The sequence below is a fragment of the Capnocytophaga sp. HP1101 genome, assembly GCF_054772415.1.
Map to the genome: position 1 here is coordinate 79,955 of NZ_BPUU01000010.1, position 18,084 is coordinate 98,038.

Below are 18,084 nucleotides of genomic sequence, written 5' to 3' on the forward strand. Positions count from 1 at the left end.
GCAATGAATTCTTATTTAACAATTAAAAAATGTTTCGAACAGCAACACTATGAACAAAAAGTATTTTTTCTTATTCCTTATTTTTGTATTAAGCAGTTTTTTGTATTTCGCACGTGCCCAAAACTCCCATCTTAGCAAAGAAAAACTATTAGCCTTAAAAAAAGTAGAACTCAATATTAAAGATTTGTATAACGAGCTAAATGCCGCCCAATACGACCTTAGCTTCGAAGCTTTTCGTTACGCTTATATAGGCTATCAATCCCTCAGGAAACAACACCGCTTAAACGATAAAGACCTCTTCTCTATTATTGATTTTACAAAAGATAGTAACTCTAAGCGCTTTTATACTATCGATTTAGAGAAGATGAAAATACTCTATTACACCTATGTAGCACACGGCAAAAAGAGTGGAGAGAAAATGGCTACCTCTTTTTCAGATGTAATGGAGTCTAACAAAAGCAGTATAGGATTTTATATTACAGGCACCACTTACGTTGGTAGTAATGGCTTTAGCCTAATGTTATACGGCGATGAAAAAGGGTATAATAGTAACTTAGCCAAACGCGCAGTAGTCATCCACACCGCCGATTACGCCAATGAAAATTACATAGTTCGTACAGGGCGTATGGGCAGAAGTCTCGGCTGTCCTGTGTTGCCCCCAAATATCTATAAACAAGTCATTGAAACCATCAAAGAAAAAACAATGATTTTTGCCTATTACAACGATGCTAAATACCTCAGCTCTTCTAAATACCTAAATGTTTTAAAACTTATTGATGACGGTTCTGTCTTCTAAATAAATTTTGATTATCCTTATCTGAATACTTAAAAAATAAAAAAGACTGCTTCATAGCAGTCTTTTTTACTCTCATTATATAAGTGTCCTATACTTCTAACTGAAACACCTCTTGTACCCAACCGATACTCTCATCTATTGATGAACTATCTTTCAAGTGATTCACAAATTGGGTCGTAATTTTTTGTATGATGCGATTGCTTATCATTTCAGCTTGTTGCTCATTAAAATCTTCAATCTTCTTGCGGTGAAAGTCCATTTCAGCATCTTTAAGGCTTTCGAGCTTCGCTTTTAGCGCTTTGATAGTAGGCGCAAACTTCCTATTGTCAAGCCATTGAAAAAACTCCTCTTTCACCTCATCTATAATCCCCAAAGCCTGCGGTATCGATTCTTTTCTACGCTCTAAGGCTTCATCTTTCCGCTTCGATAGCTCGTCCATATGCAGAAGGGTCACATTGGGGAGTGTTGCCACCTGTTCCTCCACGTTCTTAGGAATAGAAAGGTCTAAAATAAGTATCGGTTTCTTGAGGTTGATAAAATCTTTATATACCGTAGGAGTAGCTGCACCTGTAGCTACTATCAGTACATCAGCTTTGCTGATTTCAGTTTGTAACTCATTAAAATCCTTAACAATTACATTAAACTTACCCGCCACCTGCTCAGCTTTTTCACGCGTGCGGTTGATAAGAGTGATATGGTCGTTTTGAGTGTGTTTAATCAAGTTTTCACAAGTGTTGCGACCTATCTTGCCTACCCCAAAGAGAACAATATTCTTTTCCGATACTTTAGGTACATTCTGCATAATGTACTGCACCGCTGTAAACGATACTGATGCAGCTCCTGAGGATAGTGCCGTCTCATTCTTGATGCGTTTGCTGGCATTAATAACACAATTCATCAATCGCTCCAAAAAAGCATTCGCAAGCCCTTTGTCGCGTGAGAGAGTAAAAGCTTGCTTTATTTGCCCTATAATTTCAAAGTCCCCAAGAATCTGACTATCTAAACCCGTGCCCACTTCAAAAAGATGTTGTACAGCCTCTTTACCTTTGGTAACATAACCCACTTTCTGAAAATCATCTACTGAGCCATTTGAATATTCACAAAGCAGTTGTATCAATTGGAAAGGGTGCTCGGCATAACCGTACAGTTCAGTCCGATTACAAGTAGAAATCACCAATAGCTCCTCAAAACCTTCTCTTTTGGCTTGAGTGAGTAATTGGTCTTTGTGTTCAGGAGTAAGACTAAACATTCCACGCATTGTAGCATCAGCCTTTTGGTAGCTGAGCCCAATGCAGTAAAAGGTTTTGTTCTTAGATATAGTGGGTTGTGTCATAGCTTTTTAGTAATTGATACTATCAATAGTTGTGTTTTGCAAGCGCAAAAATAATAAGTTCGCTGTAAATAACATAAGATACAGCGAACTTTTATTATAAAAAGCTAAAATATGTAAAGAATCTAAATAATTAGCAATCTTTTTTAATTTGTTAATTTTCAAATTTGCTAATTTTATAATCTTCTAAGGGGGAGGGTAGAACACCTTAAAAGCCCCTCTTGTTTAGCAATCTCAGCATATGGAATTTCCTCTACAGTAAAACCTTGAGCCCTTAACCAATCGTTCAAGCGAGTGAAATTCTTCTCTGTGACTACCACTTTAGGGCTAATAGAAAAAACGTTGCTAAACATATGATACATTTCTTCACGTTCTATATGAAACAAGTTTTCTTTGCCAAAGAGGTCTGCTAAATACTGGTAATCACTTTCTGAGCGGAAACCTCCTTTGTAAATAATTCCTTTGTTTTTACCTATAGGTTGAAAGCAACAATCAAGGTGGAGGGCATTATCACGCGCCTCGGTTTGTGATTTTACCAAATCAAATTCTTTTACCTTTTTATGAGGAAAAAGTTTTTGAATAAAGGCAACTCCTACCATATTGGTGCGTGCAGTAATTTGTTCTTTATAATCATTTCCCTTATAAGTCCCGATAAAAATATGGTCGTTCCAAGGCATTACATCGCCTCCTTCAATATGCACATTGGCAGGAGGGGTAATCACCTTTTGTGGGTCTATTTGGTTTACAATATACTCAATAGCCTGAAACTCTGCTTGTCGGTCGGGCAGAATATTGGCTTTGATAAAAGTATCTTCAATCACAAAACCAATATCACGTGTAAATATCTGATTGCAATCAGTGATGATTTCAGGGCGATACACTTTTACGCCATACTTTTCGAGTACTGTGCGAAAAGCGTCCATTTCAGCAACCATATCTTTTTCTATAGGATAAGTCCCCGCTTTAATGTGCTCCGCTGATTTAGGGTCGTAAGCTTCTTCTAATTTTGGTGTAGGTCCATTGCTGGTAGCCGTGCCTAAAATCACAGCTTCTAAAGGACTTGTTTCGTTTGTAATATGTAATTTCAGCATATTAATAGGGTTTTGTTTTGGGCAAAGATACAAATAATTTGGCAATTAGCAAAATTCTTAATTCTTAATTGTTAATTAATAATTATTTTGTACTTTTGTCGCTCTAAAATAAATAGAATGAATAAAATACGTATAGGTACTCGTGATAGTGAATTAGCACTTTGGCAAGCTAAAACTGTACAGCAACAATTAGAAGTTTTGGGATACTCTACTGAAATTGTAGCTACTAAATCGCACGGCGATATAGAACTTAGTAAACCGCTTTACGAAATGGGGGTTACTGGTATTTTTACCAAAGCGCTTGACATTGCTTTGCTCAATGGTGAAATAGATATAGCGGTGCACAGTATGAAAGATGTGCCTACTGCTTTGCCTGAGGGGATAGCAATAGGAGCTGTGCTCAAGCGCGGGAATCCTCACGATGTATTAGTATACAAGGGAGACCTTTCGTTTTTAGACACAGAAAAAGCGACAATAGCTACCAGTAGTTTGCGGCGCAAAGCGCAATGGTTACACCGCTACCCGCAACATAAGATAGAAAACTTGAGAGGCAATGTAAATACCCGCTTACAAAAGCTCAGCGATAATCCTTGGGATGGGGCTATCTTTGCAGCTGCGGGCTTGGAACGCATTCATAAATTGCCTAAAAACCACTTAGTACTTAACTGGATGTTACCTGCTCCTGCGCAAGGGGCTATATTGGTGGTAGTACGCGAAGATAACACAGCTTTGCAGGAAAAGCTTCTTCCTCTTCACGACGACTATACTTATATAGCCACTCTGTTAGAGCGCGACTTTCTTCGCGCTTTGGAAGGTGGGTGTACGGCACCTATTGGGGCGTTTGCTGAGTTTAAAGAGGGTAAACTACTTTTTAAAGGAGGTTTGTGGAGCGAAGATGGTAAAGAGGCTTCGGTAATAGAAGAAGTACTTACCCAGATAGATGAACACACGGGAGAAAGACTTGCCTCAATGCTAAGAGGTTAATGATTAATGGTTAATAATTAATGATAAATAAAAAGGCTGATTGAACGAATTCAATCAGCTTTTTTTGTTAGCTGTTTTGCTATCTTTTACTTAAACTAAGCATCGATTTTAGCGTATTTGGCGTTTTTCTCAATGAACTCACGACGTGGTGGTACTTCGTCTCCCATTAACATAGAGAACACGCGGTCGGCTTCCGTAGCGTTATCGATGGTTACTTGGCGGAGGGTGCGGTGTTCAGGGTTCATAGTGGTATCCCACAGCTGGTGGTCGTTCATTTCACCTAAACCTTTATAACGTTGTATATTCACATTACCCATCTCTGCTGAAAGTGCATCGCGTTGCTTATCGTTCCAAGCGTACTCTTCGCGTTTGCTGCTTTTGCTTTTCACCAAATAAAGAGGAGGTGTAGCGATATACACGTGACCGTTCTCAATAAGTTCGCGCATATAACGGAAGAAGAAGGTAAGAATAAGGGTGGTGATGTGCGAACCGTCTACATCGGCATCACACATAATAATCACTTTGTGATAACGGAGTTTACTTAAGTTAAGCGCTTTGGCATCTTCTTCAGTGCCTACTGTTACGCCTAAAGCGGTATATATATTTTTAATTTCGTCACTATCGAACACCCTGTGTTGCATTGCCTTTTCGACATTGAGGATTTTACCACGAAGGGGTAAGATAGCTTGGATGTCTTTGTTTCGTCCTTGTTTAGCGGTACCGCCCGCTGAGTCTCCCTCAACTAAGAAAAGCTCACATTTTGCTGGGTCTTCTTCAGAACAGTCGGCGAGTTTACCTGGCAGACCGCCCCCGCTCATCACGCTTTTGCGTTGTACCATCTCGCGAGCCTTACGCGCTGCTTGGCGTGCTTGTGCTGCCAAAATGACTTTCTCGACAATGGTTTTGGCATCGTTAGGGTTTTCTTCGAGGTAATCTTCGAGCATTTGTCCTACGGCTTGAGATACGGCTGAGGTTACTTCGCGGTTACCGAGTTTGGTTTTTGTTTGTCCTTCAAACTGAGGTTCGGCTACTTTTACTGAAATGACAGCGGTGAGTCCTTCGCGGAAGTCGTCTCCTTCAATCTCTACAGGATTCTTTTTATCCTTACTCATTTTCTCGAGTAATCCTGATTTATCGGCATATGCTTTAAGGGTACGAGTAAGCCCCATACGGAAACCTTGCAAGTGCGTACCTCCTTCGGAAGTGTTGATATTATTGACGTAAGAGTGTAGGTTTTCGTTATAGGAGTCGTTGTAAATCATCGCTACCTCTACTGGAATGCCGTTTCTTTCGCCTTCCATAGCAATCACATTGCTAATGATAGGCATACGGTTGCCGTCGAGGAATTTGACGAATTCTTTCAATCCGTTTTGTGAATAGAATTTTTCGGTAATATATTCGCCTTTTTCGTCTTTATTGCGAAGGTCGGTAAGGGTGATAGTGATACCTTTATTTAAGTAGGCAAGCTCACGGATGCGGGCTGCGAGGGTATCGTATTTATATTCGATGGTTTGTTCAAAAATGAGTTCATCGGGGTGGAAAGTTACTTTGGTACCGCGTTTATCGGTGTTGCCTACTTGTTTTACGGGGTACATAGCGACGCCTCGCTGATATTCTTGTTCCCATATTTTACCATCGCGGTATACGGTAGCGGTAAGATGGTCGGAAAGGGCATTTACGCAGGAAACTCCCACGCCGTGCAGACCTCCTGACACTTTGTAAGAGCCTTTGTCGAACTTACCACCGGCACCGATTTTGGTCATTACCACTTGAAGGGCAGAAACGCCTTCTTTTTTGTGGACATCTACTGGGATACCGCGACCGTTGTCTTCTACGGTAATGGAATTATCCTCGTTGATAGTTACTGAAATGGTATCGCAATAGCCTGCGAGGGCTTCGTCGATAGAGTTGTCAAGCACCTCATATACAAGGTGGTGCAAACCGCGTGTGCCCACATCGCCGATATACATTGAGGGGCGCATACGCACGTGTTCCATTCCTTCGAGGGATTGGATATTGTCTGCTGAATAATCAGCTGGATTTTGTTGTTCGTTATATAATTCTTCTGCCATAATTTTAATATCGAATCAAGGGCGCAAAGGTATGAATAATTTTATTAATGAGCAAATTTGCAAATGAGAAAAATTAGGTGCGAGCCGCACGGGCAGGTGCGAGGTCGTAGCACGGTGCAAGCCATACGGGCAATAATGGGGAGATTGGTTGGAGTTGTTTGGGCGAGTGGGACATTTTGGACTTGTTGGGGAAACTATGGAAAAACTCTGAGTTTTCAAAGAGGGTTGGAAAGGAGATAAAGAGGCTAAGGAACTATCGGAAGATTTCGGAGGGGTTCGGAAGAGGGTATTGAGGTAAAAGATAAAAGGTAAGAGATAAAATAGATATGGTTAGCTTATACAAAGCTTATAGGAAGCTTATACGAATCTTGGACGATTGTTATACAAAGGGTGTATAAGTAATTGATTAATACTGTAATACAACAATGCCAAAAATACTAAAAACAGGGTTTCGAGGCGAAAGAAAAGAAAGAGGCAATAGGCCTTAGGCCTTAGGCATTAGGGGGAGATGCGACGGGGAGGTAATTAGAAAATTAGAGAATTAGCAAATTTAAATTAGTTAAAAGGTAAAAGTAAAATAAGCGAAAATGCGCTTGATAATCAAGGATTATTAGAAGCTAAGACAAAGTTAAGTTGAAGGAAGGGTGGTTCTACAGTGGTGATAAAAGAAGGTAGGGTGGACAGAATAGTATTGTATATGAGTTTTAGAGAAGATATGGATTTGACAATAGGTTTTATAGAGATAATTTTAGTTTTAAAAATAATGAACTTTAGTTTATTTGTGAGTACTATTGTGTAACTCAAAAAAATGCCGTACTTTTGCACCCTAATAATATTTAATAATCAACTACTAACCATTTATCATTGAACAACAATCATTATAAAATGTTATCAGAACAAGAAATCATTCGTAGAGAAAAATTAACCAAATTAAAAGAATTAGGGATTAACCCATATCCTGCACCTCTATATCCTGTTGATACTACTTCTAAGGATGTAGCCGACCGTTATGAAGAGGGTAGACCTGTGGTGGTAGCGGGACGACTAATGTCGTTGCGTGTACAAGGGAAAGCCTCGTTTGCTACTTTGCAAGATAGTGAAGGCACGATGCAATTGTACTTCAACCGCGATGAGATGTGCCCTGGTGAGGATAAAACGCTTTACAACGAGGTATTCAAAAAATTATTGGATTTAGGTGACTTTATAGGCGCTGAAGGAACGCTTTTCATTACTAAAATGGGAGAGAAAACCGTGTTGGTGAAGAACTTTACGCTCCTTTCAAAAGTATTGCGTCCGCTACCTATGCCTAAGGTAGATGCCGACGGTAAAGTGCACGATGCCTTCACCGACCCTGAACAGCGCTACCGTATGCGTTATGTTGATTTGGTAGTGAACCCTCAAGTGAAAGAGGTGTTTGTAAAACGCACTAAATTGTTCAACGCAATGCGTGAGTTCTTTAACGAGGCAGGTTACTTGGAAGTGGAAACCCCAGTGTTGCAGTCTATTCCTGGGGGAGCGAGTGCGCGTCCGTTTATTACGCATCACAATGCGTTGGACATTCCGCTCTATATGCGTATTGCCAATGAGTTGTACCTCAAGCGCCTTATTGTGGGTGGTTTTGATGGGGTATATGAGTTCTCTAAAAACTTTCGCAACGAGGGAATGGACAGAACTCACAACCCTGAGTTCACCGCTATGGAAATATATGTAGCGTATAAGGATTACCACTGGATGATGGACTTTACGGAGCGCCTATTGGAACACTGCGCTATAGCCGTGAATGGCACCACTAAAGCGACTTTTGGCAAGCACGAAGTGGATTTCAAAGCGCCTTACCCACGCATTACGATGACTGACGCTATCAAACAGTTCACAGGTTTTGACATCACCGGTAAAACAGAAGACGAGCTGAGAGCTTTTGCACACTCTATCGGTATTGCGGTAGATGAGACAATGGGCAAGGGCAAACTCATCGACGAGATATTTGGAGAAAAGTGCGAAGGCAACTTCATTCAGCCTACTTTCATCACCGATTATCCTAAAGAAATGTCGCCTCTCACCAAAGAACACCGCGATAACCCTGACCTTACCGAGCGTTTTGAGCTGATGGTATGCGGTAAAGAAATTGCCAATGCCTATTCTGAACTCAATGACCCTATCGACCAACGCGAGCGTTTTGAAGAACAATTGCGCCTCTCAGAAAAAGGTGACGACGAGGCTATGTTCATCGACCAAGATTTCTTGCGTGCTTTGGAGTATGGTATGCCTCCTACCTCTGGTTTAGGTATCGGGATGGATAGATTGATTATGTTCCTCACTAATAATGAGAGCATACAAGAAGTACTCTTCTTCCCACAAATGCGTCCTGAGAAAAAAGAAGTAGAGCTTTCAGAAGACGAAAAAACAGTATTCGAGCTGTTGAAAGCTTCGGAAAAACTACTTTTAGATGTCCTTAAAGCACAAACCGAGTTCTCTAACAAGAAATGGGACAAAGCTATTAAGGGGCTTACCAGCAAAAAGGTTGCGAAGGTAGTAAAAGAAGGAGAAGAACTATTTGTGCAATTAACAATGAACAATTGATAATTAACAATTAAATGTGATATAAACTTTGCCAAAGGCTGTAGCACAACACGCTGTTACGACTTTTGGCAAAGTTTTTTTATTGACTATTAACCATTAATAAATCATCTATTACTTTTGTAGAAGCCGAAGAATGCGATATAACTATAACAGCCTACTAAGGTTAGAAATGCTAAGCGGAAGCCTATACTGTCGGTAAGTATACCATAGAGGAGAGGGATAAGCCCTCCACCGACAATCATAGTGCAGAGGATAGCAGAAGCTTGAGGTTTGAACTCGTCTATACCTTCACAAGCCAAAGCAAAGATGGTGGGGAACATTATAGAATTGAAGAGACCGATACTTAACAGAGACCACATTGATATCAGTCCGCCGGTATTGATAGAGAATAAGATAAGAGAGATAGCTAAGATAGCGAAGACGATGAGCACTTTGGCAGGGGGAATCCACTTGATGAGATAAGCACTGATAAAGCGTCCTAACATAGCGCCCCCCCAATAGAAAGAGATAAAGACAGCAACAACAGCTTTAGGGTCGGCAGTAGTTAAATGTGGTTTTCCTACTAATGAGCCGAGGGTGTCTACAATAAAGTGCATAGAGGGACTCTCTAAAATATCCTTAGTGATATTCATATCGATAAAGTAATTCACTGTGTAACTACCTAATACCACTTCGGAGCCTACATACAAGAAGATACCTATTGCCCCTAATAGTAGAGGAGTTTTCTTAAGGAGCTCTTGGTATTCTTGTTTATTTATATTTTGTTTTATTCTATAAGCATAGGGGAGTTTAATTATTGCAAAGAGAAACGCTAAAGCGAGTACCCATAGAGCTATGTACAAAAAAGGCAATTGCATTGAGAGGGCTTCTCCGCGGAAATACATTTGTTTGTTGATAGTGTCTAACGCTTGTATTTCGGCTTCTTTTTTTACTTCATTACTGAGTAGGTAAGCTGCGCCAAAAATAGGGGCAATAGTAGTGCCTATAGCGTTAAATGCTTGGGAGAAAGTGAGTCGGCGAGAGGTAGTGGCTTCGTCACCTAAAACTACCACATAAGAGTTCATAGCCACTTGCAAAAAAGTAACACCACTGCCTAATATAAAGATAGCGGTTAAGAATACCCAGTACAATCGTTCTTGGGCAGCAGGGTAGAAGAGCAAAGCACCTAAAGAGATGAGTAGTAGACCTAAGATGATACCGCGTTGATAGCCTATTTTAGTGAGGATAAAACCTGCAGGGATAGAAAAAAACAGGTAAGGTAAAAAGAAAGATAGAAGAATATACCCTGCATCGGAATAACGCAACTGAAAGACATCACGAAGGTGAGGTAATAAGAGTTGTATAAAGACTGTTAGTCCTCCGAAGAGGAAGAATAAGAGAGCGATCAAGAGGAAGGCTTTAGTATGTTTTTTTTGCTTGTTCATTGTTGAATAGGGTCGATTTAGAGCGCAAATCTACTACAAAAGATTAAAAAACAGTTAAATTTTAACACTTTATTTTTGTTGTGTATATAACTTATGGTGCGCAACATACTTGTATTTAGTGGTTTATATGGAAGTAGGGTACTTGTTAATAAAAATGTTAGCAAATAAATTATCAAAACAGTTGGTAAGTATCAAAAAAGTTAGTAATTTTGCTCCGAAATAATTAGTACTACTTAACTCACTACTGACCATAGCCACTTGTAACTAATTTTAACTAATATAATGAAAAGCTGGTTTTTAAATGTAGCCGTACTTTTTCTCACATCAATGCTTTACTCACAGCAAGGAGTTATTACTGGAGAAGTGATTGATGGTGATTACAACGCTCCGCTAATGGGAGCAAATGTTTTGGTAAAGGGTACTACCAAAGGAGCATCGACCGATATGGACGGTAAGTATTCTTTGAATGTAGACTCACCTACAGGAACTTTAGAGTTTTCTTATCTTGGGTATGTTACCAAAACAGTTCCCTATAAACTTGTGAATGGTAAAGCGCACGTGCGAATTACTCTTACAAGCGACCAACAGACCTTAGGAGAGGTAATAGTAACAGGTAAAAGCACCTTGTTAGATATTGCGCAAGAGCGCAAAACACCTGTGGCGGTATCTACTATTCAAGCCACTGAAATTATAGAAAAATTGGGTACACGAGAACTTCCAGAGGTACTCAACAGAACCCCCTCAGTTTATGCTACAAAAGGAGGTGGTGGTTTCGGCGACTCAAGAATCAATATTCGAGGTTTTGATACTAAAAACATTGCCGTAATGGTAAATGGTATGCCTGTAAACGATATGGAAGGAGGTACTGTTTATTGGAGTAACTGGTCAGGACTTGCCGATGTTACTTCAGCAATGCAAGTACAACGTGGTTTGGGAGCTTCTAAACTCGCCATCGCTTCTGTAGGTGGGACTATTAATGTGGTAACACGCGCTGCCGATATGGCTGAAGGAGGTACTGCTTACTTTAGTTATGGTACTAGTCAAGAGTATAAAGGATTAGTAGCTTATAATACAGGTAAAAGTCTTACAGGTTGGTCGGCTTCAGTATTGTTTAGTAAAAATACAGGTCGTAAATATGTAGATGGTACCAAATTTGATGGTTATAGTTATTACTTTGCTTTAGGCTATGAACCTTCTAAAAACCATAGTTTTCAATTGATGTTTACGGGAGCTCCACAATGGCACCACCAACGCTCTAATAGCCCATCGTTGGCTAACTATTTGCGCTATGGCAAGGGTGGTGATCCTGATCGCAAGTACAATTCAGATTGGGGTTATTTAGATGGTGAGGAATACTCTATCAAGAAAAATCTATATCACAAACCCGTGGCAATGCTCAACTGGGATTGGAAAATGAGCGAAAGTACTTCACTTAGTACTGTTGTCTACGCTTCTTTAGGGCGAGGTATGGGAACTAATTCTTTAGGTGAGGCTCACTCTTTCACTTCAAAAACAGTGAGTGGTACTACATCTTATACTCTTGAGAAACATTACTTAAATACACTTCGTACTGAAGAGGGGTTGATTGACTTTGACAAAGCAGTACAATATAACAAAGGTCAGGCAGTAAGTGGATTGGAAACTATGCAACACCCTGGTGAAGCAGGTAGAAGTGTGAGAGTAACCGACCCTAACGGAAAGGCAGCAGGTTCTGTAAACCAAGGTTTCATACGCAATGGTTCCGTAAACTCACACGACTGGTACGGCTTCCTTACCAACTTACAACACCAAATTAATGATAACTTTACTGCTAACATTGGGTTAGATGGTCGATACTATTACGGTTATCACCATCAAGTAGTTACTGATATGTTAGGGAATAACTCTTATGCAGACAACAGAAATAAAAATCTTGCCAGTGCTAATGTGGTAACCACTGTTGTGCCTGCTAACGTTTCTTGGAATCCATTCCAAAAAACAGAACCTTTAGAAAATCAAATAGGCTATAGCAACGATGGTGAAGTGAAATGGTTTGGTCTTTTCTCTCAATTTGAATACTCTGACGATCATTTCTCTGCTTTCATTCAAGGAGCAACTTCAGTACAATCATATCAACGTATTGATAATTTTGTTAAACCTGGTACACTGGCAATTACTGGTAGACCAGAAACAGCTATGGATACTAAAACAGGTTTCAAAAACATTGTAGGTTACAATATCAAGGGAGGAATAAACTACAATATTAATGAGCAGCATAACGTATTTGCAAATGTGGGTTATTACTCTAAACAACCTTTGTTCGATGCTGTATATCCTAACTACCGAAATTTCTTGAATCCATCTCTTACTAATGAAAAGATATTTGGGGTAGAACTTGGTTATGGATTTAAATCAAGTTTCTTGAATGCTAATTTGAATCTTTATCATACTTCTTGGAAAGATCGTTACTTGCGCAAATCTAATAACCTTAAAAACAATACCATTCGTGCTTTTGCTAACATCTTAGGTATTGAAGAAGTTCACCGAGGTGTAGAACTTGAGGCGAATGCTAATATTACTAGATATTTAAAAGTAAATGGTTCTCTTTCATTGGGAGACTGGTATTACAAGGGAGACGCTTCTGGTAGTCTTACTAATGAAAGTAATGAAACAATTGACGACCAAGGTAATGTAGTGCCAGCAGGTAGTGCTAGCCAAGTAAAACTTTTCTTAGACGATGTGAAGGTAGGTTCTACCGCACAAACTACTGCTTCTTTAGGTCTTACTATATTACCTGTAAAAGGATTGAAATTTGATATAGATTGGCGCTATGTAGATAATCTATATGCCAATTTAAACATTTCTAACTTTAATAAAAAAGAGGAAGCAGAAAAGGGAGCTCTTAAATTGCCAAGTTATAATCTCCTTGATTTAGGAATTTCTTATAAATGGCAACTTACCGATAAGCAACGTCTCACCTTCTCAGCACAAGCTTATAATGTACTTGATGCTTATTATATTTCAGAATCATACACAAGTAACCACGCTACCAATACAAGTGAAACTTATAAAGGTATAGATGTGAGCAACCAAGTGTATTTCGGTGATGGTCGTACTTTCAGCTTTGGTGTACGCTACAATTTCTAATCAGATAACAAGTAACAGATAATAAAGGCTGTCCAATCATTTTGGACAGCCTTTCCTAATTTGTTAATTTGCTAATTATCTCGTACCTTTGCGCCCTCGTTGTTAATTATTAATTCAAAAATATGATTCTATTTGCAAAAAGATATAAATCAATCTATGAAATCTTTGAGACCTATATGCACTCATCAGACTATGAAGATATCGACTTCGTGTTTGATGTAGTAAACTACTTCCGTCACAAAAGTAAAGACAAAAAGTCTCCTCTTAACATTGATGAACTCCTTTCTGAACTTCACCACGAACCCGAGCGCATCGCTTTCTTCAAAGAAAAACTCCACAACGTATTTGCTAACAAACAAAAAGTAATTCTCTTCACCGATGCCGGTCTGCTCAATAGCGTTTCTTTTTTCAAGGAATTGCGCCGTCGTATCAGCCGTCAGCTTTTACCCGACCAGCCTTCTGAAGAAAATATACAATACGTACTCAACCAATTGTTTTACCGCCCCTCCGATGCCAAATGGGTGCTCCAAATTCCCTTAGAGAACTGGAAAGAGCTCTTTGATATCCTTGCCGTTAATACTTTTTACGAAGATGCTGAACGCAAATCCACCTCTCAGCAAATTCTTTTGGCTATAATGATCCTCTCCCAACGTATGGGCGGACTTGCTTTGCAAACCGATGTGCGCCGTATGGTGCCTGAGTATGCTCACCTCAATAGTCCTTTTATCGCCTTAGACGATGAACTGAACAATCTCGCACGTACCCTTGCCAAAGAAGATAAACCTTACCTTTACATACAAGACCACGAACTCGATTACAAGCAGCTAAACATCTTAGCAGGACAATGTGAGGATTTCGTGAATAAAGCCGATACCAATGCCTCTAAGTATGGTGTTACATTTAGTGTGAACCAAATGCTTTTGCTTATTCGTCAGCAAATACGTCGTATCAAGCGTTTGTATAACTATATTTTTATAGAAAAAGAAGCTGATAAACGCGAGAAGGCTATTGCGTTTTACTTAGATATGGTCAAAACCAACTCTAAGAAGAATAACGTGCGTAAGCTCATCAACGATAGTGTGTACAACATTACATATGAGATTACGAACTATACGGGTAAAACGGGTGAGCACTATATCACTTCTACAGGTAAAGAATATTTTAAGATGCTCAACACAGCTTTGTGGGGAGGCGTGATTGTGAGCTTTATGTGTTTGGTAAAACTCTATATGAGTATGCAACCTGACCAAAGCGATTTTTTCCGTGCCCTCAACTACAGTCTTAACTACGCTATTGGCTTTGTACTCATTTACCTCACAGGTTCTACCTTGGCAACCAAGCAACCTGCAATGACGGCTTCCACCATCGCTAAAACTTTGGAAAGCCTCGGCAACAACGATAACAATAAGGAAAAACAAAAGCACTACACCGAGTTTTCGGCTCTTTTCACCCGCCTATTTCGCTCCCAGTTCATCGCTTTTGTGGGCAATGTGTTCGGGGCTTTCCCCGTGGCGATGCTCTTGGTAATGGGAATAAGTTACCTCAATGGCTACAACATTGCTTCTAAAAAGGCTTTACATCTCTTGGAAGATCTCAATATATGGCATACTCCCTTGTTCTTGCACGCTTGTATTGCAGGGGTATTTCTCTTCCTTTCAGGGATTATTGCCGGTAATGTAGCCAGTGTAAACAACTTTAATAACTTCTACTACCGCTTGTCCGAGCACCCTTTCCTCAAAGGTTTCTTTGGCAAAGTGCGTATGCAACGCGTAGCCAACTGGATGCAACAAAAGTGGCCAAGTGTCGTGTCGAACATTTGGTTTGGTATCTTTATGGGAAGTGCGTGGGCTGTAGGGAAGTTCTTTGGTTTGCCTATTGATATACGCCACATTACCTTTGCCAGTGGTAATTTGGCTTACGGCTTGTATGGTATGAATTTTATGGTGAGCCTTGAGAATATCCTCTGGTGTATCTTGGGGGTAGGTCTCATTGGTTTTGGCAACTTCATTGTGAGCTTTGCCCTCTCATTGTGGATAGCCTTGCGCTCTCGTGAAGTACCCGCTTCCGAGCTCAAAAACTTAGCACGCTGTGTGTGGAATGCCTTCAAACAGCACCCCAGAGCTTTTTTCTTCCCCGTTAAAGGAAAAGAATAAAAGAATATTCAATATGAAACACATCAGAGAAAAATTAGCTGAACGACAAGCTCACAATGCCCTACGCAGTCTCAAGCAACGCCATTTTGCTATTGATTTCTATTCCAATGATTATATAGGCTTTAGTACAAATCTTGAGATTACTAAACGTATCTCTCAATTACTTCCTCAGCAAACGGCTCCTCACGGCGCTACAGGTTCACGATTGCTTTCCGGTAATGCGCCTATATTTGCCGAAACTGAAGGCTATATAGCCCATTTCCATAACGCCGAAACAGCCCTTCTGTATAACTCAGGTTATGATGCCAATGTAGGCTTTTTCTCCTGTATTGTAGGGCGAGGTGATATTATCTTGTACGACAGTTACAGCCACGCTTCTATACGCGACGGCATATCACTCAGTTTAGCCAATGCCTACAAGTTTAAACATAACGATTTAGACGATTTAGAAAAGCTCTTAAAAAAGTTTGCCGTCGATAACAAAACGGTGCTCATCGCCACTGAAACCGTCTTTTCGATGGACGGTGATAGCCCTGATTTGCCGCATTTGGTAACATTAGCAAAACAGTACGGGGCTTACGTGGCGGTAGACGAGGCACACGCTATTGGAGTATTTGGAGAATACGGCTGTGGATTGGTGCAGGCATTAGGTTTAGAAGAAGAGATTTTTGCCCGCATCGTCACCTTTGGGAAAGGCTTAGGAGCTCACGGAGCAGCCGTTTTAGCTTCAAATGAGGTGATACAGTATTTAGTGAACTTCTCGCGCTCGTTTATTTACACTACAGCTATGAGTCCGCATAGTGTCGCAACTATTAGGGCAGGATATGAGACCTTACTGACAACTACTTCAATACAACAACTACACCATAACATTCAGTACTTTAAAGAGCAAATAGCAAAATACAAAATACAAGGCTTTATCCCTTCCGATTCCGCTATACAAGCAATGGTAGTCAGTGGTAACGAACGCGTCAAAGCTCTTGCCGAATCATTACAAACAAAAGGGATTGGTGTGTTACCTATTTTAGCACCCACCGTGCCTGCCGGACAAGAACGCCTAAGAATATGCTTGCACAGCTTCAATACCGAACAAGAAATAGATTTCTTAATCAGCCAATTAGTCCATTAAGAAATCAACCTTACTATAGTTTTTTCATAGCTTGTCGTGCTACGACTAACCTTTGGCAAAGTTGAAATCAAGTAATAAATTTTCTTCTAACCTCATCTTATCATTAGTTTATTATTACTAATTTTTCGTTCATTCTTCATCTGTCAGTGCGACTCGTACCGTCATTTCTTCATTTGTCACTCGTCGTTATAATGTGAATCAAGGTTAAAAGAAATGATTATCTCTGATTTATATAATATCATAGTTGCTTTTGCATCACATCTCCCCCTTTGAAGGGGGGCAGGGGGGATGTTTATAATCAATAAATTAATCCAACTCTTGATTCATATTTATAATATCATAGTTGCTTTTGCATCACATCTCCCCCTTTGAAGGTAGTCCGCGAGAGCGGAGTATGTGAATAGGGGGGATGTTTATAATCAATTAGTTAATTCAACTTTTGATTGGCATTTTGGGTATTATAGTATTATCAAAGCTAAACCCATTCAGCAGGTCAGCAGTCTTCATACGCTTTTTAGCAGGCAATTGCAGCTCCAATAGTTGTATATAGCCATCTTGCACCGCTACGCGTAATTGCCTCTTCTCTACCAATAACTTCCCAATAGACAACGAGTGAGTAGCAGGTTCAAAAAGAGCATCGTATACCTTTATATTTATCACTTCTCCATTGTGTATGAACTCCGTCCACGCAGTAGGGTAGGGGCTCATTCCTCTTATAAGGCGCTCAATAACCATTCCTCGCTTTTCCCAATTGATTTTGCAAGTCTCTTTATATATTTTAGGAGCTTCCGCAAAAGTCACTTCCTTGTCTTGTGGCTGAGTTGAGCAAGTACCCTCTGCGATACTATCTACCGTTTTTAGCACTAATTCAGCGCCTTGCGCCATTAGTTTGTCGTGCAAAGTGCCCGCCGTTTCGTGAGAAGAGATAGGAGTAACTGCTTGTGCGATAATAGCCCCCGTATCAATCTTTTCGTCTATAAAGAAAGTCGTTACCCCTGTTTCCTTTTCCCCGTTAATAATTGCCCAGTTAATAGGCGCCGCTCCCCGATAATTAGGTAAAAGCGAGGCGTGTAAGTTAAAAGTGCCGTATTTAGGCAATCGCCATACCACCTCAGGCAACATACGGAAAGCCACTACTATTTGCAAATCAGGTTGCAAGGCTCTTAGCGCATTTACAAAAGCCTCATCTTTCAGCTTTACGGGCTGTAACACCGGTATTCCTTTGCTTTCGGCATAAACTTTCACCGGCGATTGATGTAGCTTCTGTCCGCGTCCCGAAGGTTTATCGGCTACCGTAACTACGCCTACCACGTTGTAATCGTTTTCTACTAACGCTTTTAACGACGCCAACGCAAAGTCAGGCGTCCCCATAAATACAATTCTCATTTTCTTTGTTTTA

11 protein-coding genes are annotated in these 18,084 nt (G+C 40.2%); 6 read left to right on the forward strand and 5 right to left on the reverse strand.

All coding sequences use genetic code 11. From position 1 onward, the window contains the following. Positions 1–49: 49 nt before the first annotated feature. Positions 50–796: a murein L,D-transpeptidase catalytic domain family protein gene (locus tag RCZ04_RS08090; protein WP_460485537.1), complete on the forward strand. Its 747-nt coding sequence runs from the start codon at positions 50–52 to the stop codon at positions 794–796. Positions 797–884: 88 nt separating this feature from the next. Here the strand turns inward: RCZ04_RS08090 and hemA are convergent, their stop codons facing one another. Both hemA and RCZ04_RS08100 read right to left on the reverse strand, forming a co-directional pair. Continuing rightward, positions 885–2,129, reverse strand: a complete 1,245-nt coding sequence (gene hemA / locus RCZ04_RS08095; RefSeq protein ID WP_460485538.1) for a glutamyl-tRNA reductase — start codon at positions 2,127–2,129, stop codon at positions 885–887. A gap of 173 nt (positions 2,130–2,302) precedes the next feature. Next, on the reverse strand, positions 2,303–3,217 hold the full coding sequence (locus RCZ04_RS08100; RefSeq protein WP_460485539.1) for a dimethylarginine dimethylaminohydrolase family protein: 915 nt from the start codon (positions 3,215–3,217) through the stop codon (positions 2,303–2,305). A gap of 117 nt (positions 3,218–3,334) precedes the next feature. Here RCZ04_RS08100 and hemC point away from each other — a divergent pair, with 117 nt between their 5' ends. Next, a complete protein-coding gene (gene hemC, locus RCZ04_RS08105; protein ID WP_460485540.1) occupies positions 3,335–4,201 on the forward strand; it encodes a hydroxymethylbilane synthase in 867 nt (288 codons plus the stop codon). A 95-nt stretch (positions 4,202–4,296) separates the two neighbouring features. Here the strand turns inward: hemC and gyrB are convergent, their stop codons facing one another. Continuing rightward, positions 4,297–6,273, reverse strand: coding sequence for a DNA topoisomerase subunit B (gene gyrB, locus RCZ04_RS08110; protein ID WP_460485541.1), 1,977 nt, complete (start codon positions 6,271–6,273; stop codon positions 4,297–4,299). Positions 6,274–7,158: 885 nt separating this feature from the next. Between gyrB and lysS the strand changes: the two genes are divergently transcribed. Beyond that, positions 7,159–8,853 (forward strand): lysine--tRNA ligase, encoded by a 1,695-nt coding sequence (lysS, locus tag RCZ04_RS08115; protein WP_460485542.1) that lies wholly within the window; start codon positions 7,159–7,161, stop codon positions 8,851–8,853. 104 nt (positions 8,854–8,957) lie between these two features. Here lysS and RCZ04_RS08120 read toward each other — a convergent pair whose 3' ends face one another. Then, a complete protein-coding gene (locus RCZ04_RS08120) occupies positions 8,958–10,277 on the reverse strand; it encodes a sugar MFS transporter (RefSeq protein ID WP_460485543.1) in 1,320 nt (439 codons plus the stop codon). A 282-nt stretch (positions 10,278–10,559) separates the two neighbouring features. Here RCZ04_RS08120 and RCZ04_RS08125 point away from each other — a divergent pair, with 282 nt between their 5' ends. The 3 genes from RCZ04_RS08125 to RCZ04_RS08135 all read left to right on the forward strand — a co-directional run bounded on the left by RCZ04_RS08125 (position 10,560) and on the right by RCZ04_RS08135 (position 16,685). After that, positions 10,560–13,403, forward strand: coding sequence for a TonB-dependent receptor (locus RCZ04_RS08125; RefSeq protein WP_460485544.1), 2,844 nt, complete (start codon positions 10,560–10,562; stop codon positions 13,401–13,403). Between the two features lie 122 nt (positions 13,404–13,525). Beyond that, on the forward strand, positions 13,526–15,556 hold the full coding sequence (locus tag RCZ04_RS08130; RefSeq protein WP_460485545.1) for a recombinase: 2,031 nt from the start codon (positions 13,526–13,528) through the stop codon (positions 15,554–15,556). Between the two features lie 13 nt (positions 15,557–15,569). Then, a complete protein-coding gene (locus tag RCZ04_RS08135) occupies positions 15,570–16,685 on the forward strand; it encodes an aminotransferase class I/II-fold pyridoxal phosphate-dependent enzyme (RefSeq protein WP_460485546.1) in 1,116 nt (371 codons plus the stop codon). Between the two features lie 432 nt (positions 16,686–17,117). Here the strand turns inward: RCZ04_RS08135 and fmt are convergent, their stop codons facing one another. Further along, positions 17,118–18,071 carry a methionyl-tRNA formyltransferase gene (gene fmt / locus RCZ04_RS08140; protein ID WP_460485547.1) on the reverse strand — a complete coding sequence of 318 codons (954 nt, stop codon included), beginning with the start codon at positions 18,069–18,071 and terminating at the stop codon, positions 17,118–17,120. Between the last annotated feature and the right edge of the window lie 13 nt (positions 18,072–18,084).